At 46.4% G+C, this 24,339-nt stretch carries 22 protein-coding genes; 13 read left to right on the top strand and 9 right to left on the bottom strand.

Going from position 1 to position 24,339, the window contains the following annotated elements; translation table 11 throughout:
* Positions 1-22: 22 nt before the first annotated feature.
* From L4C42_RS13330 to katG, 3 genes are all read left to right on the top strand, one after another.
* On the top strand, positions 23-1,369 hold the full coding sequence (locus tag L4C42_RS13330; protein ID WP_429760806.1) for a glutamine synthetase family protein: 1,347 nt from the start codon (positions 23-25) through the stop codon (positions 1,367-1,369).
* A 16-nt stretch (positions 1,370-1,385) separates the two neighbouring features.
* Positions 1,386-2,861: a Na+/H+ antiporter NhaC family protein gene (locus L4C42_RS13325; RefSeq protein WP_418642784.1), complete on the top strand. Its 1,476-nt coding sequence runs from the start codon at positions 1,386-1,388 to the stop codon at positions 2,859-2,861.
* Between the two features lie 318 nt (positions 2,862-3,179).
* Entirely contained in the window at positions 3,180-5,369 is a 2,190-nt protein-coding gene (gene katG / locus L4C42_RS13320; protein ID WP_418642783.1) for a catalase/peroxidase HPI, read from the top strand.
* Between the two features lie 215 nt (positions 5,370-5,584).
* On the opposite strand, the gene L4C42_RS13315 is transcribed toward katG, so the two are convergent.
* On the bottom strand, positions 5,585-6,772 hold the full coding sequence (locus tag L4C42_RS13315; RefSeq protein ID WP_353499803.1) for an MFS transporter: 1,188 nt from the start codon (positions 6,770-6,772) through the stop codon (positions 5,585-5,587).
* A gap of 88 nt (positions 6,773-6,860) precedes the next feature.
* On the opposite strand from L4C42_RS13315, the gene L4C42_RS13310 reads away from it, so the two are divergent.
* Both L4C42_RS13310 and L4C42_RS13305 read left to right on the top strand, forming a co-directional pair.
* Positions 6,861-7,844 carry an endonuclease/exonuclease/phosphatase family protein gene (locus tag L4C42_RS13310; RefSeq protein WP_353499804.1) on the top strand — a complete coding sequence of 328 codons (984 nt, stop codon included), beginning with the start codon at positions 6,861-6,863 and terminating at the stop codon, positions 7,842-7,844.
* A 118-nt stretch (positions 7,845-7,962) separates the two neighbouring features.
* Complete coding sequence (locus L4C42_RS13305; protein WP_353499805.1) at positions 7,963-8,460, top strand: GNAT family N-acetyltransferase; 498 nt, start codon at positions 7,963-7,965, stop codon at positions 8,458-8,460.
* Between the two features lie 353 nt (positions 8,461-8,813).
* Here L4C42_RS13305 and pcp read toward each other — a convergent pair whose 3' ends face one another.
* The gene (pcp, locus tag L4C42_RS13300; protein ID WP_353499806.1) at positions 8,814-9,452 is read right to left on the bottom strand and encodes a pyroglutamyl-peptidase I; all 639 of its coding nucleotides are present in this window, start codon (positions 9,450-9,452) and stop codon (positions 8,814-8,816) included.
* Between the two features lie 83 nt (positions 9,453-9,535).
* Between pcp and L4C42_RS13295 the strand changes: the two genes are divergently transcribed.
* Positions 9,536-9,781 carry a hypothetical protein gene (locus L4C42_RS13295; RefSeq protein ID WP_042494996.1) on the top strand — a complete coding sequence of 82 codons (246 nt, stop codon included), beginning with the start codon at positions 9,536-9,538 and terminating at the stop codon, positions 9,779-9,781.
* 146 nt (positions 9,782-9,927) lie between these two features.
* Here L4C42_RS13295 and fhuB read toward each other — a convergent pair whose 3' ends face one another.
* From fhuB to L4C42_RS13280, 3 genes are read right to left on the bottom strand one after another with little or no spacing between them, the layout of a single operon-like run.
* Positions 9,928-11,913, bottom strand: coding sequence for a Fe(3+)-hydroxamate ABC transporter permease FhuB (gene fhuB, locus L4C42_RS13290; RefSeq protein ID WP_429760802.1), 1,986 nt, complete (start codon positions 11,911-11,913; stop codon positions 9,928-9,930).
* Between the two features lie 7 nt (positions 11,914-11,920).
* Positions 11,921-12,850, bottom strand: coding sequence for an ABC transporter substrate-binding protein (locus L4C42_RS13285; RefSeq protein ID WP_429760800.1), 930 nt, complete (start codon positions 12,848-12,850; stop codon positions 11,921-11,923).
* Positions 12,851-12,870: 20 nt separating this feature from the next.
* Entirely contained in the window at positions 12,871-13,638 is a 768-nt protein-coding gene (locus L4C42_RS13280) for an ABC transporter ATP-binding protein (protein WP_418642780.1), read from the bottom strand.
* Positions 13,639-13,935: 297 nt separating this feature from the next.
* Between L4C42_RS13280 and L4C42_RS13275 the strand changes: the two genes are divergently transcribed.
* Both L4C42_RS13275 and L4C42_RS13270 read left to right on the top strand, forming a co-directional pair.
* A complete protein-coding gene (locus L4C42_RS13275) occupies positions 13,936-14,667 on the top strand; it encodes a carbonic anhydrase (RefSeq protein ID WP_353499810.1) in 732 nt (243 codons plus the stop codon).
* Positions 14,668-14,987: 320 nt separating this feature from the next.
* A complete protein-coding gene (locus tag L4C42_RS13270) occupies positions 14,988-15,233 on the top strand; it encodes a hypothetical protein (RefSeq protein ID WP_353499811.1) in 246 nt (81 codons plus the stop codon).
* Between the two features lie 46 nt (positions 15,234-15,279).
* On the opposite strand, the gene L4C42_RS13265 is transcribed toward L4C42_RS13270, so the two are convergent.
* Positions 15,280-16,137, bottom strand: coding sequence for an SMP-30/gluconolactonase/LRE family protein (locus L4C42_RS13265; protein ID WP_353499812.1), 858 nt, complete (start codon positions 16,135-16,137; stop codon positions 15,280-15,282).
* Positions 16,138-16,312: 175 nt separating this feature from the next.
* Positions 16,313-17,914 carry a mechanosensitive ion channel family protein gene (locus L4C42_RS13260; protein WP_429760797.1) on the bottom strand — a complete coding sequence of 534 codons (1,602 nt, stop codon included), beginning with the start codon at positions 17,912-17,914 and terminating at the stop codon, positions 16,313-16,315.
* Positions 17,915-18,057: 143 nt separating this feature from the next.
* On the opposite strand from L4C42_RS13260, the gene L4C42_RS13255 reads away from it, so the two are divergent.
* The 4 genes from L4C42_RS13255 (at position 18,058) to L4C42_RS13240 (ending at position 20,952) form a co-directional block, all read left to right on the top strand.
* On the top strand, positions 18,058-18,594 hold the full coding sequence (locus tag L4C42_RS13255; protein ID WP_353499814.1) for an NUDIX domain-containing protein: 537 nt from the start codon (positions 18,058-18,060) through the stop codon (positions 18,592-18,594).
* Between the two features lie 151 nt (positions 18,595-18,745).
* On the top strand, positions 18,746-19,084 hold the full coding sequence (locus tag L4C42_RS13250; protein WP_353499815.1) for a hypothetical protein: 339 nt from the start codon (positions 18,746-18,748) through the stop codon (positions 19,082-19,084).
* Between the two features lie 218 nt (positions 19,085-19,302).
* On the top strand, positions 19,303-20,451 hold the full coding sequence (locus L4C42_RS13245) for an iron-containing alcohol dehydrogenase (RefSeq protein WP_353499816.1): 1,149 nt from the start codon (positions 19,303-19,305) through the stop codon (positions 20,449-20,451).
* 192 nt (positions 20,452-20,643) lie between these two features.
* Complete coding sequence (locus tag L4C42_RS13240) at positions 20,644-20,952, top strand: DUF6482 family protein (RefSeq protein WP_353499817.1); 309 nt, start codon at positions 20,644-20,646, stop codon at positions 20,950-20,952.
* A gap of 16 nt (positions 20,953-20,968) precedes the next feature.
* Here the strand turns inward: L4C42_RS13240 and rarD are convergent, their stop codons facing one another.
* Positions 20,969-21,892, bottom strand: coding sequence for an EamA family transporter RarD (gene rarD, locus L4C42_RS13235; protein ID WP_353499818.1), 924 nt, complete (start codon positions 21,890-21,892; stop codon positions 20,969-20,971).
* 325 nt (positions 21,893-22,217) lie between these two features.
* Between rarD and L4C42_RS13230 the strand changes: the two genes are divergently transcribed.
* Positions 22,218-23,357, top strand: coding sequence for a BamA/TamA family outer membrane protein (locus L4C42_RS13230; RefSeq protein ID WP_353499819.1), 1,140 nt, complete (start codon positions 22,218-22,220; stop codon positions 23,355-23,357).
* Positions 23,358-23,414: 57 nt separating this feature from the next.
* Here L4C42_RS13230 and L4C42_RS13225 read toward each other — a convergent pair whose 3' ends face one another.
* Positions 23,415-24,332 (bottom strand): DMT family transporter, encoded by a 918-nt coding sequence (locus tag L4C42_RS13225; RefSeq protein WP_429760793.1) that lies wholly within the window; start codon positions 24,330-24,332, stop codon positions 23,415-23,417.
* Positions 24,333-24,339: the final 7 nt, after the last annotated feature.

Here is a 24,339-nt window from a genome sequence, read left to right as displayed (position 1 = left end):
AGGGTCACTAGGAGTAGTAAAGATGGATACCTATTTACAGGAAGTTAAAAATTTTCGACAAAACTGGCCAGAAATTCAGTATGTTGACGTTATATTTACCGATCTGAACGCCACGCCTCGCGGCAAACGCATCCCAGTAGACGCGCTTGAAAAGCTCGCGAAAGGTGTCGCCCTCCCCCTCTCTACTATTACTCTAGATACCAAAGGCGCCGTTGTTGAATCAGCAGGATTGGGTGAAGACCTCGGTGAACCCGATAACCTTTGCTTCCCTGTTTCTGGAACACTCTTACCAACAGCGAAAGACGGGACGGGTCAGGTATTGCTTTCCATGATGGAAGATGACGGCAAAACACCTCATCGTCTATTCATCCGCAATATTGTTGAACGCATGGTGGATACCCTACACGGCCGAAATCAGTTCCCGGTCGTGGCGCTAGAACTTGAATTCTATCTGATCGATAAAGTACGCGGAGAGAATGGGGAGCTGCAAACCGCTATCAACCCAACCAAGAATAAGAGAGAACGTGACACAGAGGTTTATGATGTCGACGGCCTTGATGACTATGCAGACTTTCTATCAGAACTGAACGCCGCTGCAGCAGACCAAGGTCTAAACACTGCAGGTGCACTTTCTGAATCCGCACCAGGTCAGTTTGAAATTAACTTCAATCACTCTAAAGACGTATTGCGTGTTTGCGATGAAATCGTCTTTTCGAAACGCCTAATCAAGCAAATCGCTCACAAGCATGGTTTTGATGCCACCTTTATGGCGAAACCTTTCCTCGAAGAAGCAGGGAACGGTCAACACATGCACATCAGCCTCATCAACGAGCAAGGCGACAACCTATTTACTAATAATGAGGATGACTCAGCAAGTCCATTGTTTTTCCAAACAATGGCAGCGATGTTATCCCAAATTCCGGACGCAATGGCGCTACTCTGCCCGAACGTGAACTCTTACCGTCGATTTGTACCCGGTGCTTATGTACCAACACGTGCGGATTGGGGTGAGAACCACCGAGGAGTGGCGCTTCGCGTACCGATTAGCGATGGTAAAAACCGTCGCATCGAACACCGCATCGCTGGTGCGGATGTTAACCCTTACATTCTCGCTGCCGTAGTACTTTCAGCAGTATTAGCGAGTGATAACTATACCCAAGAACAGTGTCCACCAGCCCTAAGTGAAAATGCCATCGACCTGCCAACACGCATGTCCGATGCCCTAACGCAACTGGATAACAGTGAGTTAGGCACGTATTTCTCCCAGGACTTTATTGATATGTATCTCGCTTGTAAACAAAGTGAACTGGCCGAATTTGAGCGCATCATTACCCCGCTTGAGATCGACTGGATGCTTCACTCTGCATAGCCAAAGGAAGGAAATTATGACAACGAAATCTGGTGTACTAACCCCACCAAGGAAATCGGGGAATAAGCACTTATTTGTAACCGCGCTTGTAGCTAGCGTATTAATTGGGTTTACCGCTTTAGGTCTTAGTCACGTAGAAGGGGACGCGTACGGGTGGCTTAGCCTATTGCCGACGACACTCGTGCTAGTGTTTGCCTTAACAACCCATAGGACAGTAGAGGCTCTTGTAGCAGGGACCATTGCAGGGGTTTTACTACTTGACCCAACCCAAGTTGTAGAAAAGTTTATCGGCATCTCAATGGATGTCATGATGGACGGGACCATTGCATGGATCATTTTGGTCTGTGCATTAATGGGTGGACTCATTGCCATGCTCGAGAAAGGCGGCAGTATTCTTAGCTTTAGTAATATGTTAGTTAGTAAGGTGAAGAGCCGCAAACAGTCGATGCTTATGACCTTCGTTCTTGGCCTAATCATCTTTATTGATGACTACTTGAACGCCATTGCGATTTCCTCATCAATGAAAAAGGTTACCGACGGGTATAAGATCTCTCGTGAAAAGCTAGCCTACCTTGTTGACTCAACTGCAGCTCCAATCTGTATTCTGGTACCAATTTCAACATGGGCCATTTTCTTTAGCTCTCTGCTAGAAGCTAATGGTGCAACTGATGAAGGGTCGGGTATTGAGGCGTATATTTCTGCAATTCCTTATATGGCTTATGGCTGGATTACACTTGCTATCGTTATTTTAGTTGCACTAGATAAAATTCCTAACCTTGGTTCAATGAAGCAAGCTGAAGAGCGTGCTCAAAATGGTCAAGTAAAACCAGATGGTGCTCAAGATATTGAGTTCTCTGGAGAGGCGCCACAGACTACATCACCAGTAATGGGCCTGATCAACTTCATCATGCCGATGGTTGTGCTAGTTGGTGCTACATGGTTTTATGGTATCGACCTACTTGCTGGCGTAGCTGTTGCGATTGTCTTTACACTTTGTCTATATGGCTTCCAAAGACTCGTCTCAATGAACGAACTATTTGATTCCGTCTTTGATGGTGTAAAAGTCATGCTCATTCCCCTCGCTACAGTTGTAGGCGGCTTTATGCTAAAAAGCGTAAATGACTCCCTAGGACTTACCGAGTTTGTAATAGAATCAGTTGCACCTTACCTCTCTGCACAATACTTTCCTGCACTGATTTTCATCATCACTGGTGGTCTAGTATTTGCCTCTTCTTCTTCTTGGGGTACGTTTGCTGTTGCCATGCCTATAATTCTGCCACTTGCAGACCAGTTGGGCGTGCCATTGCACCTGACCATCGCTGCAATGCTATCAGCTTCAGCGGCGGGCAGTCATTCATGCTTCTTCAGTGATTCGACGGTACTCTCTGCGCAAGGGTCTGGCTGTACTGCGATGCAGCACGCTAAGACGCAGTTCCCATACGCGCTTATCGGTATTGTTGTTACTACTCTATTCTTCATTGTGGTTGCTTAACACTCGTTAGCAAATTCAATGAGAATCCAAAAGGGATGCCACTCAGCAGGCATCCCTTTTTATTTGCATTTTCAAACTCAATCATCTCTGTAACACATTAATTGGTAAGCTTATTCCTACGCATAGAAGTTACTTTGTGTAAATCTATGTAAATGAAAGGTTATCTTATTTCACAATTGATTTAGATCAAACCCCATCATTTCCAACTACTGTTACATAGAGTTCAATTAACCCGCTGATTATCAGAAACTCACCCATTAACTTGGATGATTCTGAAATCATCGTTTGGATCGCGTTGTTCGTAAACTGGAGTCGAATATGGAAAGCGAAAAGAATATGTCTCAAGGCAAATGTCCTGTCATGCATGGTGGTAATACTCGTGTTGGTGGTCGTGGTACGCAAAACTTGGATTGGTGGCCAAACCAACTCAATCTGAAAATCCTTCATCAAAACGATCGTAAAGGAAATCCTCATCACGAAAGCTTCAATTATGCGGAAGCCTTCAAAAACCTCGATCTGAAGCAAGTTAAACAAGACATTGAACATATCCTGACCGATTCTCAAGATTGGTGGCCAGCCGACTACGATCACTACGGTCCATTTATGATTCGTATGGCTTGGCACGCCGCCGGTACCTACCGTACCGCTGACGGTCGCGGAGGCGGTAATACAGGTAACCAGCGCTTTGCACCTCTTAACAGCTGGCCTGATAACGGCAACCTAGACAAAGCCCGCCGTCTACTTTGGCCAGTGAAGAAAAAATACGGCCAAAGCCTCTCTTGGGCTGATTTATTTATTCTTGCTGGCAACGTATCTATCGAATCCATGGGTCTAAAAACCTTTGGTTTCGGTGGCGGCCGCGAAGACATTTGGGAACCAGAAGAAGACGTTTACTGGGGTATGGAAAGCGAGTGGTTGGGTGACAAACGTTACTCTGGTGACCGCGAACTTGAAAATCCTCTTGCGGCGGTACAAATGGGTCTTATCTATGTAAACCCAGAAGGCCCGAATGGCGATCCAAGTGTGCTCGCATCTGGCCGCGACATTCGTGAGACCTTTGCTCGTATGGGCATGAATGATGAGGAAACAGTTGCGCTAGTAGCAGGCGGTCATACCTTCGGTAAGTCACACGGTGCAGGCGACCCTGAACTGATGGGACCAGAGCCAGAAGCAGCACCAATGGAAGAAATGGGCTTTGGCTGGCGTAACGATTTCGGCAGCGGTAAAGGTGACGACACTACGACCAGTGGTATTGAAGGTGCTTGGACACCAAACCCTATCCAGTGGGATAACGGCTACTTCGATATGTTGCTTGGCTACGATTGGGATCTCGTAAAGAGCCCAGCTGGCGCTTGGCAATGGGTTCCAGTGGGTGTCACTGAAGAGCACATGGCACCAAAAGCACACGACGCTTCTCAGCGCGTTACCACTATGATGACAACCGCCGATATGGCGATGCGTATGGATCCGATCTACGGTGAGATCTCTAAGCGCTTCCACAGGAATCCAGATGAGTTCGCCGACGCCTTTGCTCGCGCTTGGTTTAAACTAACCCACCGCGACATGGGACCTAAAGCTCGTTACCTAGGTGAAGAAGTGCCTAGCGAAGACTTGATCTGGCAAGATCCAGTTCCAGCTTCAACGTCTGCGCCTATCAGCTCTGAAGATGCAGCGACATTGAAAGCGAGTATTATAGCTTCTGGACTATCAGTGTCTGAACTGGTTTACACCGCTTGGTCATCGGCATCGACATTCCGTGGTTCTGACTATCGCGGCGGCGCAAACGGTGCGCGTATTCGTCTCGCCCCTCAACGCTACTGGGAAGTCAACCAACCAGAGCAGCTGAGTCGTGTATTAGATATCTATGAGCGTATTCAAGCTGAATTTGGTAAGCCAGTGTCAATTGCAGACCTTATCGTTCTTGGTGGTAACGCGGCCATCGAAAAGGCTGCGAAAGACGCAGGTATTTCAGTAGACGTCCCATTTGCCGCAGGTCGTACCGATGCACTCGAATCTCAGACTGATGCTGAATCATTTGCTGTACTTGAGCCACTTGTTGATGGCTTTAGAAACTACAGTCAGAAAGCATTTAGTGTGTCTGAAGAAGAGCTACTGCTAGATAAAGCTCAACTACTAACGCTAACTGCTCCAGAAATGACGGTGTTGATCGGTGGTCTGCGCGTACTAGGCGCAAACTATGGTGACAGCGACTTTGGCGTTCTAACTGACCGTAAAGGCCAACTCACCAACGACTTCTTCGTTAACTTGACGGATATGGGCACTGAATGGCGTCCAACCAACGATGACGCGACTGAGTTTGGTGGCTTTGACCGTGCGTCGGGCAGTCAGAAATGGAAAGCGAAACGTGCTGATCTTGTGTTTGGCTCTAATTCACAGCTTCGCGCAGTGGCTGAAGTCTATGCATGTGATGATGCTAATGAGAAGTTTGTTTGTGACTTTGTCTCTGCTTGGGTCAAGGTTATGAATGCGGATCGGTTTGATGTTTAAAATGTAGTGAGCTTACTTTGTTAAGTTCATCGAAATTTACCCCTCCCGGCCTCCCCTTATAAAGGGGAGGAGCAACAGGCTCGCTGCGCGTCGCCTCACCTAAAACATAGAGCGATGTGACGATAGGAACGAGCCTACTGTTCTCCCCCTAATATAGGGGGAGCTAGAGGGGGTCTAAAACGTTGAACTCACAGCAAATGATATACCAGTTACCATCAACCCCACTTCAAAACCCGAACCTCATTCCCTTCTTCCGGCTTCTTCGGAATATTCAACGACAACACCAACGACACAGCCGCCATTGCAGCTCCAATGTAAAACACACTCGACGGTGAAATCAGCCAAATAAAACCAAACGACACCGGAATCACTACCGCGGCAATGTGGTTAATCGTAAACGACACCCCAGCAGTCGAGGCCATATCGGCCGGATCAGCAATCTTTTGGAAGTAAGTCTTGATAGCCAGCGCTAGTGCAAAGAACAGGTGATCAATCACATACAGCGCGGCTGCCCATTCGGCGGTTTGTACTAAGCCATAGCCTACGAACACGAAAATCAGTCCTACGTACTCCACCATCAGCGCCTTACGTTCACCAACGATACCAATAAATCGGCCAATCTTTTTCGCGAATAAAAAGTTAAACAGATAATTAATCAAGAACAGCAAGGTGATATCCGACACGCTGTAACCAAACTTCTCGACCATCAAAAAGCCCGCGAATACCGTAAAAATCTGACGTCGTGCACCACTCATAAACGTCAGGGCGTAGTAGAGCCAATACCGCTTCCTAAGCACAAGCTTCTTGGTTTGAGGGGTATCTGTTTTAAATTGAGGGAATGCAAAAGCGATAAACAGCACCAAAACAAAACCAACACCGCCAGAAATACCGTAAACCCACACGTAGTCGAGCTTGAAAACCTCAACCATCACCCAAAGACCTGCGTAGGTCAAAAGCGAGGCCAATGCGCCCACTGAGATAAGCTTACCCAACACCTCAGGCGCCTCTTCCTTGCTGAGCCATTGTAAGGAAAGCGATTGTTTAAGGGTCTCAAAGTAGTGAAAGCCAGTAGACATGATCAGTGTCGTAATGAGCAACCCTGCCACCGATGGGAACAAGCCTGTTATCGCGGTGCCCGTAGTCAGCAGTAGCAGCGATATGATCATGAATTTTTGCTCACGAATGAACAGTAGGACAAAGACCGTCGTAAACGCTAAAAACCCAGGAATTTCACGTACGCTCTGCAGCAGTCCGATATCTGAGCCGTCAAAGTTAGCTTTTTCAATAACAAAGTTATTGAGCAGTGCCATCCAACTGGAAAAAGCGATGGGCACTATAATCGATATAATAATGAGAAAGTTCCGCGGCGTTTGCCAAGCAGGTTCGGTTTTTGCTTGAGACATGATGATTCCTTTGAAAGCGTTATTCTTATATGCTCACTGACGACCTGAAACAATGTGACAGGCATAAGCTGTAAAGGAGTCTAATACTTTGACACAAATAAATACATTGAAAGTCACCACCTGCAACTTATGTAATTTTGTTGAGCCGCCCTTCGCTTTCTATGAGATGGAAAACATTTACTCCGAAAAGCAGTGGCAGCAGAAAACCACTTGGTTGAAGAACACATTGCGTGAACTAGGCAGTGACATCATAGCTTTTCAAGAAGTGTTTTCTATAGAAGCGCTGCGTGCCCTCACCGCAGAGCTTGGCTATGAATTCTTTGAGTATAACCAACTCCCTGCGATTGAAGCCGATTACATCTATTCCAAGCCTTCATTGGCGTTTGCCTCACGCTTTCCAATGAGTAGGCACGCCAACCTTGCTCTATGCGAGCCATTTAGCGGTGAATTTAGTCGACCACCTCTGCATGTCTCCTTATCGATCCAAGGACTCGGCGACTTTGATCTTATCAACGTACACTTAAAATCTAAGCGAGCGACCATAGAGGGTGAAGACTCAGGTGACAACGTCACTGAATGGTTAAAAGAGCTAACAGGCTCTGCACTCTCCACTCAACTTCGTCAGCAAGAAGCCCTATCACTGCATGCTCAAATCGTAGGTCATAAACGCGAAGCAAAGCGCCCTTTCATTTTGCTTGGTGACTTTAATAATGTGCTCAACGCTGATGAGTTTGCTCCCTTTCGCGCACATCAGCGCCATCGCAGACGTGATTCCCGCGCTGCAATCGCTCCCTATTACTTCCACGACAGCTGGAAGCTGATACCCCAGGGCACACCCGTTCGAGATCAAGATGCTATCAAGCCACCTCGCAGCCACTACTATGGTGAATTAGGACAGCGCATTGACCACATATTGGTCTCTAGTGAATTCGTCCCTGAATACGAGCACTCAATGTACGAACTCATCGAGTATCAGCTTACCGATAAGCACATTGTTAACCCTAGGTTTGGTGTCGATGATGTGGGCTCAGATCATGCCTTAGTGTCCATTACTTTCGAATCGCGACACTAACCACACCTACGTCGATAAATCGCTTGCTACAATAAGAAAATTCAATTAGTTATATAATCAAGTATCCAATAACATCGATACCCAATACCCACATATAAAGACAATAGCGGAGCCGTCGATGAACGTATCTATTCGACCTACTGAGCCAAAAGATGCTGAAGGTTTGCGAGACCTCTTTTTGCAACCAAAAGCCATGCGGGAAACACTGCATTTACCCCACACAACCCTCGCGTTCTGGCAAGAGCGACTCAACAATATCCCGGTTGGAGTCTATTCGTACGTAGCAGAATTGGATGGCAAAATTGTCGGCAATATCGCATTGACTCAATCACAGCGCCCAAGACTGAAGCACAGTGCTACCTTTGGTCTTGCCGTTCATGATGACTACCACGGCATGGGAGTAGGCAGTCAGTTGATCGAAACTGTGTTAGATCTCGCAGATAACTGGCTCAACCTACTCAGGCTACATATTGAAGTAAACACTGATAACAAAGCCGCTATCGCTCTTTATTCAAAATACGGTTTTGATATCGAAGGGGAAGCTCTGTGTTCCGCATTTAGAGATGGCGAGTATATCTCCACCTACTATATGGCAAGGCTCAAAGATCAGCAGTAGACGCTAATATCAAAGCGAGATTTAGCTAACCCCAAATAAACAGGATGCTAATTTGTAATTATTTATTAACTTGATATCACAGAGCAAAATACTCATCTGAGACAGTATTGAGTACGCTCCATTTCACTAGTAGTTTTGGAACCCACATCACACTACAATGATAAAATGGAGTAACAGCATGTGTGAACATGGCGTCCGCTTACAACGTCAAAGACGAACTCGAGTAATGAAGCTTTTAGGAGTCAAAGAATATTATATCTGCAGCAACTGTGGATACGAATTATTAATTGGCAGTGAAAATAAGTTTATAAAGCGTCTGACGTATGCTCTTTACCCCAATCAGATTGTTGGGTTTAACAAATCTGACCCGACTCATATTTAATATCCTGTTCAACCTGCAAACAAACCTCTGCTGCAAGCATAATCCCCCTGACCATGTCCTCAAGTAGCATCGAAGGGGAAGCAGTTCGTTCATCCGCTTGTTTCATCAAAGGAACATGGATGAAGCCTTGAGCAATCGGCTGCCCTGTTAAATGATGTTGCAGTCCATAAAATAAATGATTGCAGACGAAAGTACCGGCGCTATTAGACACTTCACAAGCAATACCGTTATTCTGCAAAGCTTGAGTAATGGCTTTGATGGGCAAGGTTGAGAAGTAAGCGTTAGAACCATGCGCTACGATAGGTTCATCTATAGGTTGGTTACCCGCGTTATCGACAATACGAAAATCATCAATATTGATCGCAACACGCTCAGGAGTGATGGCAGTTCGTCCTGCCCCTACTCCGAGGTTTATCACCACACTCGGCTGATGCTCGGCAATAGCACTTAACACGCAGTCGATCGACTCATATCGAGTCACAGGTACTTGGCAAGTGACAATCTCTCCGCCTTCAATCATCACGCCCGAGAGCCGCTTGATGATCTCTAGTGACGGGTTAACCTCATCACCTCCAAATGGTTCGAAGCCAGTAACCAGTACTTTTTTCATCGGTTTTTATGCCTATTGTTGGTTTCTCTGTTTAACTTAGGTAGAGTACGCCACCAATGATATCAGTCAAGCGATAGAAAACGATGAACATTGACAACGAAGTAATTGAAACATTAGAACAACTAGAGCAATTCCTGATCTTAGTTGAAAGCGGCGCGTTGGGTTTGCAAGGCGTGGCAGGTATTGCATTAGCGACCTCAAACTCTGACGGTCGTCCATTTGTTGCGGTACTGAGTGACAAACACGAACTGCTACTCGGTCGCTGGGTATCTCAAGATGTCTATGAAAATGGCAAAGACATGGTGCGCAACGGTCCACGTCGCAACTAATGATAATGCTTTAAAAAGGTCTAGTTTCAACTGGACCTTTTTTGTTGGAGTTTAATAGTGGAATTGATAGTTGATTGAAACACGCCACTATTTACACAGAGTAGATATAAACGTAGTGCCGTAACTAAACATTGATAAAGTATTTTTTAGTTCCCTTTTCTCAATAACAAAAGGAAGTAAGCACCGCCCACTACCGAGGCCATCAGTCCAGCCGGAAACTGCCACGGAAACCAAATCGTCCGTCCAAGCCAATCCGCACTCACCATTAAGATCGAACCCACTAAACACGCGACCAATAACTGATTCTTCGCATTGTATTGCCCAAGCGCTCTCGCGATATGAGATGCCAACAATCCGACAAAGCTGAGCGGCCCTATGACAAGTGTAGAAAGTGCCGTGAGTAAAGATGCCATGACTAACAAAAACAAACGAGTTTGTTTCGTATTGACGCCAACCGAAACAGCAGAGACTTGGCCCAGATTCAATATATCCAACCAACGGCTCGCTGCGTAGGTCGCACCGCCAAATACCACAATACCAAGCCCTAGGGCGAGGACATCATTATAACTGGCTAGATACGTCGAGCCCGATAACCAAGTTAGCAGCGCTTGCACATTATCTTGACCTGACGATAGTGCGACTCGAAGAATGGCATCAAGTGCTGCACTTACCGCAATACCAGTCAGAAGTAACTGCGAGGGCGCGTAATTAGACCGCTTGCTAAACTGCAAAATCACAATCATGACCAAGGCCGCGCCTACACCACCATAAAGGATCTGTTCGATTCGCGTTGGAGTGAAGCCAAACCACGCGCAAAGGACAAGAGCAAGTGCAGCACCCGAACTGATCCCCATTACTTCTGGGCTTGCCATCGGGTTAACTGTGATTCGCTGAACCATAGTGCCAGCGAGTGCGAGTCCACACCCCGCAAAAATCGCTCCAAGAACGCGAGGCGTGCGCAGATCTAAAATGCTCAGATCTGTGCTAAAACCCCAACCGATTTGTGTACGGCCTAACAGCAAAGCCAAGGTTGTCACAATGGCCAATAACAGAGTCAAACACAAAACTACCGAAGCAAAAGGTTTAGGGTTGTAGACCTTGTTTGTCACTTCTTCTGCTTTAAAGCTTGAAGCAAACTTTTGTTTGGTTAACAACCACAACAGACAAGGTGCACCAAACAGAGCGGTCATGGCGCCTGTTGGTAGTAGTTCACTGGACACGCCTGAAAATGGCTGAATGATCAAATCGGCAGTAAGCAGCAATAGTGCGCCCACCACGCCACTGAGTAGTACGCGTTGAACAAATTTTCTTGCGCCCAGCATTTTGGCTATGGTTGGAGCCACTAAACCGACAAAGCCAATAACGCCAACTGTCGCCACTACGATAGATGTAATCACAACAGAAAGTCCGAGACCAAAAACTCGAATTCTGGCCACGTTGACCCCTGCCGATTCTGCAACCTCACTGCCTAGCTCTAATGCAGACAAAGGCCTTAGCATCAAAAGAACTAAAGCAAGCACAGCAGCTAATCCCCAAAGCAACAAAACAGAGTTATCCCAGCCTTGTTGGGCAAGCGCGCCAGCGCCCCAAACGAATAAACTGCTGAGCTGCTGCTCGTTTAGCATCATGTTGGTTGCCCCTAGAAACAAAGTGACAACCATACCCGCTAAGACCATCTGCAGAGGTGCAAACCCCCTTTTGGCAGTAAGCAAGAACACGAGACTTGCTGCAATCATGCCTCCACCAAATGCGTAAGCATATTGAATGACACTGCCGCCAACCACACCCACAAGTAAACTTGTGGTCATACCCAGTTCGGCACCCGCCGCCACGCCTAGCGTTGTTGGTGAGGCAAGTGGATTTTGCAACAAATGCTGCATCAAGCAGCCCGCAATCGCCAGCGCTGCACCACACAGCAGTGCCATACCCAGACGTGGAAAAAAGGTGAAGTGTAAAATGAGCTGACGATAGTCGCTGTCATCACGACTAAAGAAATACGTTTGCCACTCACTAAAAGACAAACGATAAGGCACCGCATTTTGGAAAAGCCAAATAAGTGCGAACGCGCTGACAAAAACAAACAGCGCCATTTTACCAAACGGCGCTGTATCTCTGTGGGCTGTTAACTGCATTAAAAACCTACTGCTTACCCAATGTTGAAACCTGTGTTACTACTTCGTCACTTAATCGCTGCATCGCGACCAAGCTGCCAAACGTCCACACTTTCGGTACGATCTTAACTCTGTTTTCTCGAGAAAACGCCATGGCCGCCCACAAAGGTGAACCATTTAATTGTGCTTGCTCGGCATCCGATAATGAGCCGAAGATAAGCACATTACTGTCTTGGTATTGAGCAAGCTGTTCCACACTTGCTGACGAAAAACCCCAGCTGTTGGTTGGCCCTTGCCAGCTATTATCTAGCGACATAGCCGAGATAGTGTCATTCATCAGCGAACCAGTACTGTGGACGCGAACGTGCTTGTCTCCGATAAAGCGCACCATAATAAAAGGCTTACCGTTGGTCATTTTTGCTACCTGTTGACCATTTTGGCTCAGTTTCTGACTCGTCTCATCAACAAGCTGCTGCGCTTGGTCTTCCCTATCGAAAACTTCACCTAGCGTGCTAACCAAGGACTTAGCATTCTCATATGGCTGCTTTTTGTCATTGTAAATACTCATTACTAGAGTCGGAGCGATCGCGTTTAGCTTTTCGTAAGCAGGAGCCAAATGCCCACTCATCAAAATCAGGTCAGGTTTTAGGCTCGCGATTAGCTCAAGGTTTGGCTCTCTGCGTGAACCGACATCAGTAACATCGCTAGGCATGTTTGGTGACCCAACCCAATCTTGATAACCTTTAACATCCGCTGATGCGATTGGATTGACACCTAAGGCAAGCACAGACTCAGCAAGCGCCCAATCCAGTACAACTACACGTTTAGGTGGCTCATTGATTTCAATAGTGCCAAGCTCATGCTGATAGCTCTTAGCCAACACAGCGGTTGATGAGAAAGAGGCCAACAGAGTCACTAATGCGACCGTCACATGGGCGATTCGAAATTGAGTAAACACGATAATAATCCTTTAATAAGTTATCTAACGTAGCTAATGATTTGTTGGGTGTTTGGATCTTTGAACGTCGAGAGTGGCATTCCATAGATTTCCGTCAATGACGCTTCGTTCATGACATTATCTGGTGACCCATCAACAACAATTTTTCCACTTTTAAGTGCGACCAATCTGTCACTAAATCGGGCAGCCATGTTGACATCATGTATCACCATAATCACCGTCAGCTTTAGGCTCTTATTGAGTTCTCGTATCAGCTTGAGCAACTCATACTGATGAGCAACATCTAGCGCTGAAGTAGGTTCATCAAGCAAGATACACTCGCTCTGCTGAGCAAGTAGCATCGCCACCCATGCTCTTTGACGCTCACCTCCAGACAAGGTACTCACAAAGCGCTCGGTAAAGGCAGTCAACCCAACTCTTTCAATCGCTTCATCAACCAACTGATGGTCTTCTTTGTTGTAGCGACCAAGCACACCTTTCCAGGGATAGCGGCCGAACATAACCAGCTCACGAACCGTGACACCATCAGTAATCGGTGGGTGTTGGGGAAGATAAGCCACTTTTTTCGCGTACTCTTTTGGGGAGTATTGTTCGAGTGGTTTTCCATCAAGCATTACGCTTCCTGAAGCGACTTGATTTTGACGACTAAGAAGCTTGATGAGACTGGATTTACCGCTACCGTTGTGTCCAAGTAGTGAGGTGACTTCTCCGGGGATAAACTGCAAGTAAAATGGCGATAGAATCTCAAGCGACCCAATGCGGTAGCTCGCTTGTGTAAGTGAAAACATAATTAATCAACATCTTATGATTGATACAGGCAATGGTAACTGCAAATGAGAAATATTTGCATCCGCATTGTATTCGTTTTACCGTGATATGTCATTATCGGCTTCACAAAGCCGCTAACGACCGCCTTTTGATTGTGATACCGCTACCGCGAAGTCGATAAATGAATGAAAAAGACCTCAGTGCTTTTCGAGGAAAATCGCAAACTAATTATGCAATCGATTGATCTTATCGTTTTTGTCCTAATCTAGACTTCGGAAGCGGAAGCTTCCGCAAACGTCAGTAAACTAAGGATAATTATGAAAACAGCAATAAAACTTACATTGGCGATCGGTACTATGATCTCAATGACCGCTCCTGCATATTCAGCACAATGGGGGTACGGTGAAGGGGATGGCCCGGCGACATGGGGCAATATCAGTGCAACCTGTGAACAGGGACAAAACCAAAGTCCCGTTGACATCGAAACCAATACACTCACCAGCGCCAAAAAACAGCCCCTTGCTTTTGACTATCAAGGGCAGGTCAAAGACATCATCAACAACGGCCACACGATTCAGGTCAATGTCAGCGGCAAGAACACCCTTCGTATCGACGATCAAGACTTTGAGCTCAAACAGTTTCACTTCCATACGCCTTCCGAAAACACCATCAACGGTAAATCGGCACCATTGGAAGCGCATTTTGTTCATGCTAACGAAAAAGGGCAACTTGCGGTGGTAGCAGTGATGTATCGAGAAGGTGAGCGAGAGAGTGCGCAACTAGACAGTATTGTTAACACTCTGCCTGCAAAAGCGCAAACCATCACGCTGGAGAAAGAGGTAAACCTTGGTAACCTTTTGCCACGCGTAAAAGACTACTATCGCTACAACGGTTCGCTGACTACCCCTCCGTGTAGTGAAGGCGTGCGTTGGTTGGTACTACGTGATCCTCAGTTCATCCCTAAAAATCAGCTAAAACGTCTGTCTAGTACCATGGGAGAGAATGCAAGACCGACACAAGCACTCAATGCTCGCCTTATCATAGAATAACCCTCGTCGTGCTCACTTGTAACATCTCCAAGTGAGCACGCCTTGCTATCTTGATTCACATTTCTTCACACAAAAGGATGATTTGCCGATAATTTGTGAGACTAACCTTCCATAAATGCATTTTGAATCTTGGCAAAAATTCACTATTTGAACTGCTTCAAAGTTTACCGTACGAATGATGTGTAGCTTAACCGTTAAACAAAACCAAGAACATGTTGCAATGATGAGAAATTAAATAACATGCTATTCAACTGCATTCCCTACACACAGTGGTACGGTTAGCCTTTGAGTAACGGTTAGTGAAATTTGGGGGAAGTAGTATGCAGCAGTGCGAAATCAACGTGTATGACTTGAGGTGCGAGGAACAATCCATCGTGCTGAATATCGAATTTTCCGATGCGACCAAAGCCAATTTTATGTGGGGTAATATGCCAACCACGTCGTGTCGTGATTATATATCCCACCTTGTCGTGGCGGGTAATGTGGTTGCCAAAAAATACATTACTGAAGACGAGCTAAGCGATATGAATCGCGCGTCACACTACACGCTTTCGATGACATGTTAAAGCGGAGCCGTGGGCTCCGCTTTCATCACTATTAAAAAGTAAGTGATTAACTAATCACCACTTTAACGAGCTCTTCTTTCAAGCCTTGCGCTACATTCTTAGCAATCAAAAGTTTGCCTTTCTCGTTACTACCTTCTGCCGATGTCACAATTAGGTCACGCATTTCTTCGCCACCAAAGCCAACCATAGTTGGGTTTTCTGAAGGAACATCAATCACCTCGAGTACCTCACCGTTTGGAGCAATCTTGACGATAGATTGACCTGCGTACATCGCAACCCAATAGTTGCCATCCACATCGACACTTGCGCCATCTGGGCGGCCGTTGTAATCGGTTAAATCACAATGCAGCTGCTGCTCACCGTATTGACCTGTGCTTGCATCAAAGCTGTGCTTGAAAACTTTGCTTGAGCCAGTGTCTGCCCAATATAACCATTGACCATCTGGAGAAAATGCAAGGCCGTTACATGTCCACGCGAACATAGGCAATGCTTCGATAGTGCCATCTAGGTGTAGCTGATGGAACTGACCTTGGTCGCCCTCTTTTGCACCATTACGAGTACCTGCGATAAAGCGTCCGCCTGGCGCACCGCGGCCGTCGTTGTAGCGCATACGAGGAAATTCTGAAACCAGTGGTGCCAGCGAGGTCATCTCTGCATCCCAATCCTTGATGTGGTACATACCGGATTTAAGCGCAACCACAAAGCCTTGCTCGCCATGCAGAGCAAAACAACCTAGCTTGTCACCAAACTCACGCTTTTCACTTACGCCATTTTTGTGGCGCCAAAGCTCCCCTTCACAGATGTTGACCCACATCCACGACTCTGTGCGCCAATCCCAGCGTGGGCATTCTGCTAAATCAAATTCTAAATCGACGAACTTTTCAAACTGTAGAGACTGTGCCACGTTGATGTCCTTTTTATACTTGTTGCTATTGGTGAGGTGCCCAGCCAGATTCGCGAATATCTAGCATGGAATTTATGGCCACTGTTGTAACAAAATCAGTGCTTAGGTGCTAGCACTGATTTGTGTTTTAACCCGATAAACTGTTGCTAAAGATAAGGCGAGAAAACTCGTTGCCTTAGCCTTGCCCATCACCCGCTAATTTAAGCGATGTTGGCGCTTGCGTAAGACTGTCGGGATTGAGGTAGGTCGTCGTCGAAGGGAACGCAAACTCAGCACCATGCTCATCAATCACGCGATTAATTTCCATCAGCAGCTCTTGTTGCGTATTGAGAAAATCTTCCCTGTCGCGAGTATCGATGTGGGCGAACACATCAATGTCTAAGCTGTAGTCACTAAACGAGGAGAAGTGAACCCGAAGCGGTGACGCTAAGACCCTAGGGTGCTGTGCTAAAAACTCTCGAATGTCGCGAGTCACCGCCACCATGGTCTCCATTGGCGTTTCATAGCGCAGGCCTAATTTGACTAAAAATGGATAGCGATCTCGACGACTAAAATTGGTAATTTGCATCTTCACCACATCGCCATTAGAGATGGTGATCAAAGTGCGATCTTTGGCTCGGATTCGTGTAGAGCGCACTCCAATCTGCTCCACCACACCGGAAACACTGCCTACCGAGCAAAAGTCTCCCACCGACAATGATTTATCCATAAACATGATTACGCCACCAATCAGGTTCTCCATAGTAGGTCGAATCGCAAGCGCAATCGCCATACCGCCTAAGCTAAGTCCGGTAACAATGCCATATACCGGTACCCCCAAGCGATGCAGACCATATCCAATAACACAAACAGCGCAAAAGCTACCTGCCAAGGTTCCCGTGATCTGCGCCAGGCTTTTCTTTAGGCCCGTATTGATTCGCTGTCCTACCATCAACCAACGGCAGCACGACGCACCAAGCAAATAAGCAGTTTGGGCGATGAGCGGCCAGAACATCAGCTCACCGATCGTATTTAGGGTTGTCATCAATGTGCCGGTCAGGTTGAGCTGATAGTCTGCCGTCCAATCAAATACAAATAACCCAAGCGCCATGAGGACAGGTTTTAGCAGTACATGTTCAACCTTTTGGTACACCCAATAGGCATAAAAGGCCAACACAAATACCAGCAGAATCAGCGCGACCCATTGCCATATCGCCTGATCACCAAATTCAACCATCATCTGCTCTGGCATCGCATCGATGAATGCAAACCATGGTGGGGGTATTAAGCGACCTGCACTTAGAGAATAGTATTCATAGTAATCGGGTGAGGCTTGAATGTTGGAAGGTAGATGGCTCACTAAGCGATAAAAACTATGCAAGTGTTCGACGGTCTCGCTTGAGAACTGATACTGGCCTGAAGGCTGCTTAACGATATAAATACTCGTATTCGGCACTGTCCAACGCTCAACGTCCGTGTTGTTAGGAATAGTGCTCGTATCGAAAGGAGGTACACGATCGAGCACCTCTTTTAGCAGCATGACAGACTCAATTGCCACACGATTTTGACTCGAGGCAGACACTTGAGATAAGTCAAACGTTAGCGAAGCTCGTTCAAAAGAAGAACTGATCATTTGACGCTGGGACTCAGTTACATTAGACAGGTCACGATAAATGATTCCCAGCTCTTTATTCGCCTTTGTCACCGCCACTATATAACTTTCGTAAGTTTGCTTTGGTGTACTGGTATCAGGCGGTGCAAGCGGAAATCGCTCCTGTGCATTTACCCAACTAGCCATAACGGCAAACATTATTACCGCAGCTCGTTTCAACCCTATTTTCATCATCCTAGCCCTTTTAGTTGTTATTCACTAAATAGCATAGGATAGATTGAAAAACTGAGGTAAGCTGCCCATATGTTTTGCCAACTATTCAGCTAGCTATGACCATAAAAACCTTAGATTCAACCGTCGTCTATCAAAATCCTTGGATGTCTGTTCGTGAAGACAAAATCGAACGTAAAAGTGGTAACCAAGGGATCTACGGTGTTGTCGACAAACCCGATTGCGCAGTGATCATTGCTATCGACAACGGCAATATTCATCTGGTCCAGCAATATCGTTACGCTGTCAGCGAAACTTTTTGGGAACTGCCACAAGGGGCATGGGAGTCTAATCCGGATGCGAGTCATTTATCTCTTGCAAAAGGCGAACTGCAAGAGGAAACCGGCCTTATCGCTGGCTCTATGACCTATGTTGGCAAGCAATTCATCGCCTATGGGTTCCTTAATCAAACCTGTCATATCTATCTCGCAACCGACTTAACCCAAGGTGAGCCGAGCCACGACAGTGAAGAAGAAGATCTCATCGCAGGTGAATTTACTATTGTTGAATTTGAGCGCATGCTCATTGACGAAGAGATCCAAGATGTAGTGACAACGGCAGCGTGGGGACTGGCAAAGCTTAAAGGGTTAGTTTAGAGGACTGAGCGCTTCGACAACGGCTTCAATGCAACGCTCCTAAACCGATTAATGATCCATGTCTCAGTTTTTAAAAACAAGCTCGACTTTACAGCATACTGCTCCAGTATAAACCAATGCAAAAATGAAACTTTATGCACAAGGAAGAAGCATGGATCCACTCACCCTTCAAGAAACGCTTATCTCTACCATACGGCAACTGGAACGCTTTAAACCGAATATCAGACTTAGCGAAGAAGCCTATGATCTCGAATCCGCCGTCAGTAAACTTACCGAGCAGCTGTTTAGCCTCCAATCGCTCAGCAGTTTTAAAGGCTCGGAAAGCGATATTTCACTGTCAATTGAGCTGCTCAAATCACTCTCAAACAAAGCACATAACTCCATTGAGCAGGGTATCGGCCTTGATGACCCTAGGTTAATCATTAACGAGTCTTTACGGGTAAACTCTCAGCTATCGAAGATAACGCTTGGTGAAATGAACGCTCATTAACCATTCAAAAGTTTAATACGTAGAGCGCTTAACTGATTAATATGCCAATATCTCAACGCGCATATTACATCTAACGTCATGTTTTAAAACATTAATATTGATATCGTTTAATTCTTAAACGCCACGTTACCTATTGATTTACATCATGCTTCTCATTAAATGCTCATGTTAGCTTACCGCCATTATATTCATCATGACGAATAGCAAGGAGCATTCAAATGAGCAGTACTATTATCCTTCCATCGACCAACTTGTTAGGAAGAGAGTGTCTAGACAAAGCATTGGATATTATCCAGCAACAGGGATTCACAAAAACACTCATCGTAACGGATGCTGTATTGAATCAAATTGGCCTTGTCGCTCAAATTACAAAAAAACTCGACGATCGTCAGATCGCATCTGCTATCTATGATGGAACTCAACCCAACCCTACTATTCAAAATGTCGAAGCTGGCCTCGAAGTCCTAACAGATGAAGGCTGTGATTTAATCTTATCGGTTGGTGGTGGTTCACCACACGACTGTGCGAAAGGCATTGCGCTTGTCGCCACCAATGGCGGAAAAATCACAGACTACGAAGGCATTAACAAAGCGACACTCGCTCCATTCCCACTCATGTCTATCAACACAACGGCGGGTACAGCATCTGAAATGACAATGTTCAGTGTGATCACCGATGAAGAAAGACAGATCAAGATGGCTATTGTGGATCAAAAAGTCACGCCACTGATTTCAGTTAACGATCCTAACCTGATGCTCGCGATGCCAAGCTCACTCACTGCAGCAACCGGCATGGACGCACTGACTCACGCTATCGAGGCTTATGTTTCAATTGCAGCAAACCCAATCACAGATACGGTGGCGCTTAAAGCGATTGAGATGATCACCAAACACCTGCCTACCTGTGTCACTGACGGTGATAATATCGAAGCTCGTGAGCAAATGGCCTACGCTCAGTTTATGGCGGGTATGGCATTCAACAACGCTCTGCTTGGCTATGTTCATGCAATGGCACATCAACTTGGTGCCACGTATCACCTGCCGCACGGAGTTTGTAATGCCGTATTGCTGCCACACGTGCAACGTTTCAATGCCAGTGCCAACCCTGCCAAGTTTGCTGATATTGCCAAAGCGATGGGCAAAGACACATCAGGCTTGAGTACTGAACAAGCGGCGCAGCTTGCGATTGAAGCTATGGAAGATCTATCAAGTAAAGTAGGCATTCCCGCCACCCTTAAAGAGCTAGGTGTAAAAGCGGAAGACATTACTAAGCTTGCCGAGAGTGCGTTGGAAGACGTGTGCTGTATGACGAACCCTCGTCAAGCAAGCCAAGAGGAAATTGAAGCGATCTTTGCAGCTGCAATGTAATTTCTTCTCTAACTGATACCAAGTCAGGTAGCACCACCCTGCCTGACTTTTACATTGTAAACTCACCAAATGACTCTATAAAACCCACACTTTTACTGCGTAATATTTAACCGCTTATCTGATACCTGCCGTACAAGTTTGTCATTGATTCGTTTTAAACAAACCCAGCTAGGGCAACAATGGAGACGCGCGATGAATACCAAGATAAGCACACTGGAACAATACGCCCAATTTGACAAGCTAGTCATACATTCGTTAGAGATGTCACTTTACCAAGCGTCAGTGATACTGGACGGTGAGGAGCACTACGTCACCCATGATAATGGATCGCTGCTTCGCGCGCACAACGTGGTGGACATGCGCCGCCTTTGTCAAAACCTCTCTGCAAAAGAAGTCGTTCTAAGACAAGACAGCGCTTATGATGAAATGGTGGGTAGTCCGATTAAACACGGTCAAAATACCCTTGAAGTGCCTCTCGGCCGTCTCGACTCCGTTATGTAAAGATTCCGCCCCCGGTTTAAACGGCGCCGTGCGTTCTGGCTCGTTTCACTCCGTCAAGTGCGAGAACGAATAGCGCCATCATCACCAGTACATAAGTTGGCATGTCCGAAGGGTCGACGCGTTCGCCAAGCAGCAGTCCAACGGCAAACACTAAGACAGGCTCAACATAACCTAGTAAACCAAACAAGGACATTGGAAGTGACTGCGACGCGTATAGAAATAGCAGCATAGGCACTGCACCAGCAACCGCGAGGCCAAGGTAGTACAACCAGCTCACAGCTGGCAACGCTTGGATTTGCTCTACAGTTAACAGATAGAACATCGCAAAGAAAGTTAGCGGCAACAAAAATACATTGTCGAGGGTAAAGCCAACGTCACTCGAAACAGCTAAAGTCTTGCGATGAACAAAGTAGATTGGATACCCCAAAGCAATCAGCAATACAATCCACGATAGACCCTCAGCCATCACATACGCATAGCCGACACCAATGGCAGCTAAGCCACAAGCAAGCAATTGCAGTCGTGACAACGAATCTCCGTAGACGAATTTACTGACAACCACCAGCACCAGAGGTAAGGTGAAATACCCTAGTGCGACAGACAGCGTCTCACCGTACAAGGGTGCCCAAACAAATACCCAGTATTGGGGGGCAACGAGCAGCGCCGATAATAAATAGCGATGCCACAACCGTGTTTGCCTGAATGCCTGCCAAAATTGACGAATACGCCCCGTCACGACAAGAATGACCATCATGAGTCCTGCACTCCACGTTACTCGCTGTGCAGCCACCCAGTGCCCCTCACCACCACTCACCTTGAACGCGCCAAGGTCCGGTTGAAACTGCACATAAAGCGGCAGTAAGCCAAAAAGGCAAGAAGCTAAAATTGAGGCAACAACCCCTTTTGAGGTCTGAGAAAGATCATGAAATCGGCGCAGCATTGTCACCATCACCCTAATACGAAATGTGCGCACATTATCGCAATTTTGTTCTCTGGAATACTTTTATTTCATAGAAAACGTGAATAGACAAAACTCAGCTATCAGATGGCATTCATTCGTGTTTTCCACCAACGTCACCCCATTAGAGCAAACTACCTAATAAGCCAACGCAACCTATTCGAATAGCCATTAGATAACAATGTTCGATGGGCTATCATTGCTATTAAAATGCTCGAACGCTGACAAATATGACGTTAATATACCGATATAATTGGAAAAATCGCAGGGAGCACTTTTACCTAAACACTATTGAATTGTTAGATGTATGATAAATAATAATAGATCACTTCCGCTATCTCTCCTTGTTACCGCTCTGTTGAGCAGCACCGGCCTTCATGCAGGCATGATGGATAACTTCATTGACCCTAAAGACGGACGACTGGATGGCAGTCAGTTTATTCTCGATAATGCCGTCGGTTTTCTACCCATGCCATTAACAGTTACCGACCCTGCCGTTGGCGTCGGTGGCGGTGCAGCGCTACTATTCTTTCACGAATCAGAAGAGCGCAAACAAAAGCGTCTTGCTGGTGAGGAAGTAAAAGACATTCCTGCCAGTACATCCGGATTGATGGCTCTGGGTACCAATAACGGCAGCCAACTTTATGGTGGCTTCCACTATGGCAACTGGATGAACGATCGTATCCGATATTTAGGTGGCTTATTTGGTGCCAAGTTCAACCTCAAATACTATCCAATGGCATCATTAGGATCGGTTGATCTTAGCCTCGAAGGCGTCTACTTCTTCCAAGAAATGGACGTTCGTATCGGTGATTCAGACTTCTTTATTGGCGGTGCATACAGCTATATGTCTTCGAAGCCAACACTTGATGGGATAAGCGATCCACTTTTACACTCGAAAGATGGACGCCTCGGCTGGAGAGTTATGTATGACACACGTAACAACCAATTTTCACCCCAACAAGGCACCAAAGCGGGTCTAAAAGTCGATTACCACCGCAAAGCGTTTGGTGGACAATTCGATTATCAAAAATACAACGCCTATGCGCAGCATCATACTCGCCTATCTCAAAACTGGGGACTCGGCGTACGAGGTGATGTAAAGTCGATTTCAGATAATGTCGAGTTCCCTGCATCCATCTACGCCAGACCTTACATCGAAATGCGGGGGATTGCTGCAATGCGTTATCAAGCGGACAATACCGCATTAGGTGAGGTAGAGCTAAGCTACGATATTGACGAGCGTTGGACAGTACTTGGTTTCGTGGGCGCAGCAACGGCCTTTAACCACGATGAAAGCATTGCCAAAAGTCAGATCCACTATACCCGTGGTGGAGGTTTCCGCTACCTCATTGCTCGTCAATTAGGTTTGCGTGTGGGTGTGGATGTAGCGAAAGGCCCTGAAGAGTGGACAACGTATATCCAGTTTGGTAGCGCTTGGAAATAGCCCTGCAATAATATGATGATGCCACAGACAGTTGCGGCATCATCCCCCTACTCAGGGCTACTTCGTTGGCTTTTTCATCCAATATACCGACAAGGTCACCAAGCACAACCCAACAAAATGATACACAGTGAACGCCTCAGACAGCACCAATACGGCCATAATAGCCGTAACACCAGGGCCAATGTTCGAGGTAATACTCAGCTCTGTCGCGGTTAAGCGTGCCATACCTGCTGCGACAAAATAAGACGGCAACACAGTACAGAAAATCCCCAGTAAAACACCAAGCACGACAAGTTCAAATGACCAACTGCTCATCGACGCAGAAGAGACAGCAAGTTGGATCAGAATGGCAACACCAGCACTTCCCATACCAATACTGGTAAATAGCTCGCTGCCCATCTTGCCAATAATACTTTTACTCAGCATTAGATAGATGGCAAAAATAAACGCGGATGCGATAGCCAAGCCGCTACCCTTCCAAACTTCATCACCCAATGATTGAACATCATGTAACAAGATGGCGACAATCCCTAAATACCCCAGGACAACCGCATGCACAACATTACGCGTAGGTCGTTGACCAAGGCACAGCCAACTCAGCAACACGACAAAACTTGGGAACAAGAAAATCAGCAATCTCTCCAGCTGAGCACTAATATAGGCCAGTGCTGCAATGTCCAAAAAGCTCGCTACGTAGTAGCCGAGGATGCCAATGAGTGCCGCTTGCCAACCATGTTGACGCACCAGTGAACGCTTTTGCCCATCCCGGCACAGCAAACACAACACGGTGAGGTAAAAGGGTAATGAACTCAGTGCGCGAAGCGACATAATGGCCGTCGCATCGCCACCATATTGATAGGCTATTTTGATGAAAATCGGTTTGATTGAAAAAAGTGCGGTACCGACTAACGCGTATACTAATCCCTGAACTTGCTGCTTTTTGTCGTGATGAGCGATGTGTGTCCTTGAGTTCATTCTCGTT

The sequence above is a fragment of the Vibrio wakamikoensis genome (assembly GCF_050337275.1).
Classification (GTDB): Bacteria; Pseudomonadota; Gammaproteobacteria; order Enterobacterales; family Vibrionaceae; genus Vibrio; species Vibrio chaetopteri.
The sequence above is the reverse complement of the archived record's forward strand: the minus strand, read 5'-3'. Positions and strand labels throughout refer to the sequence as shown.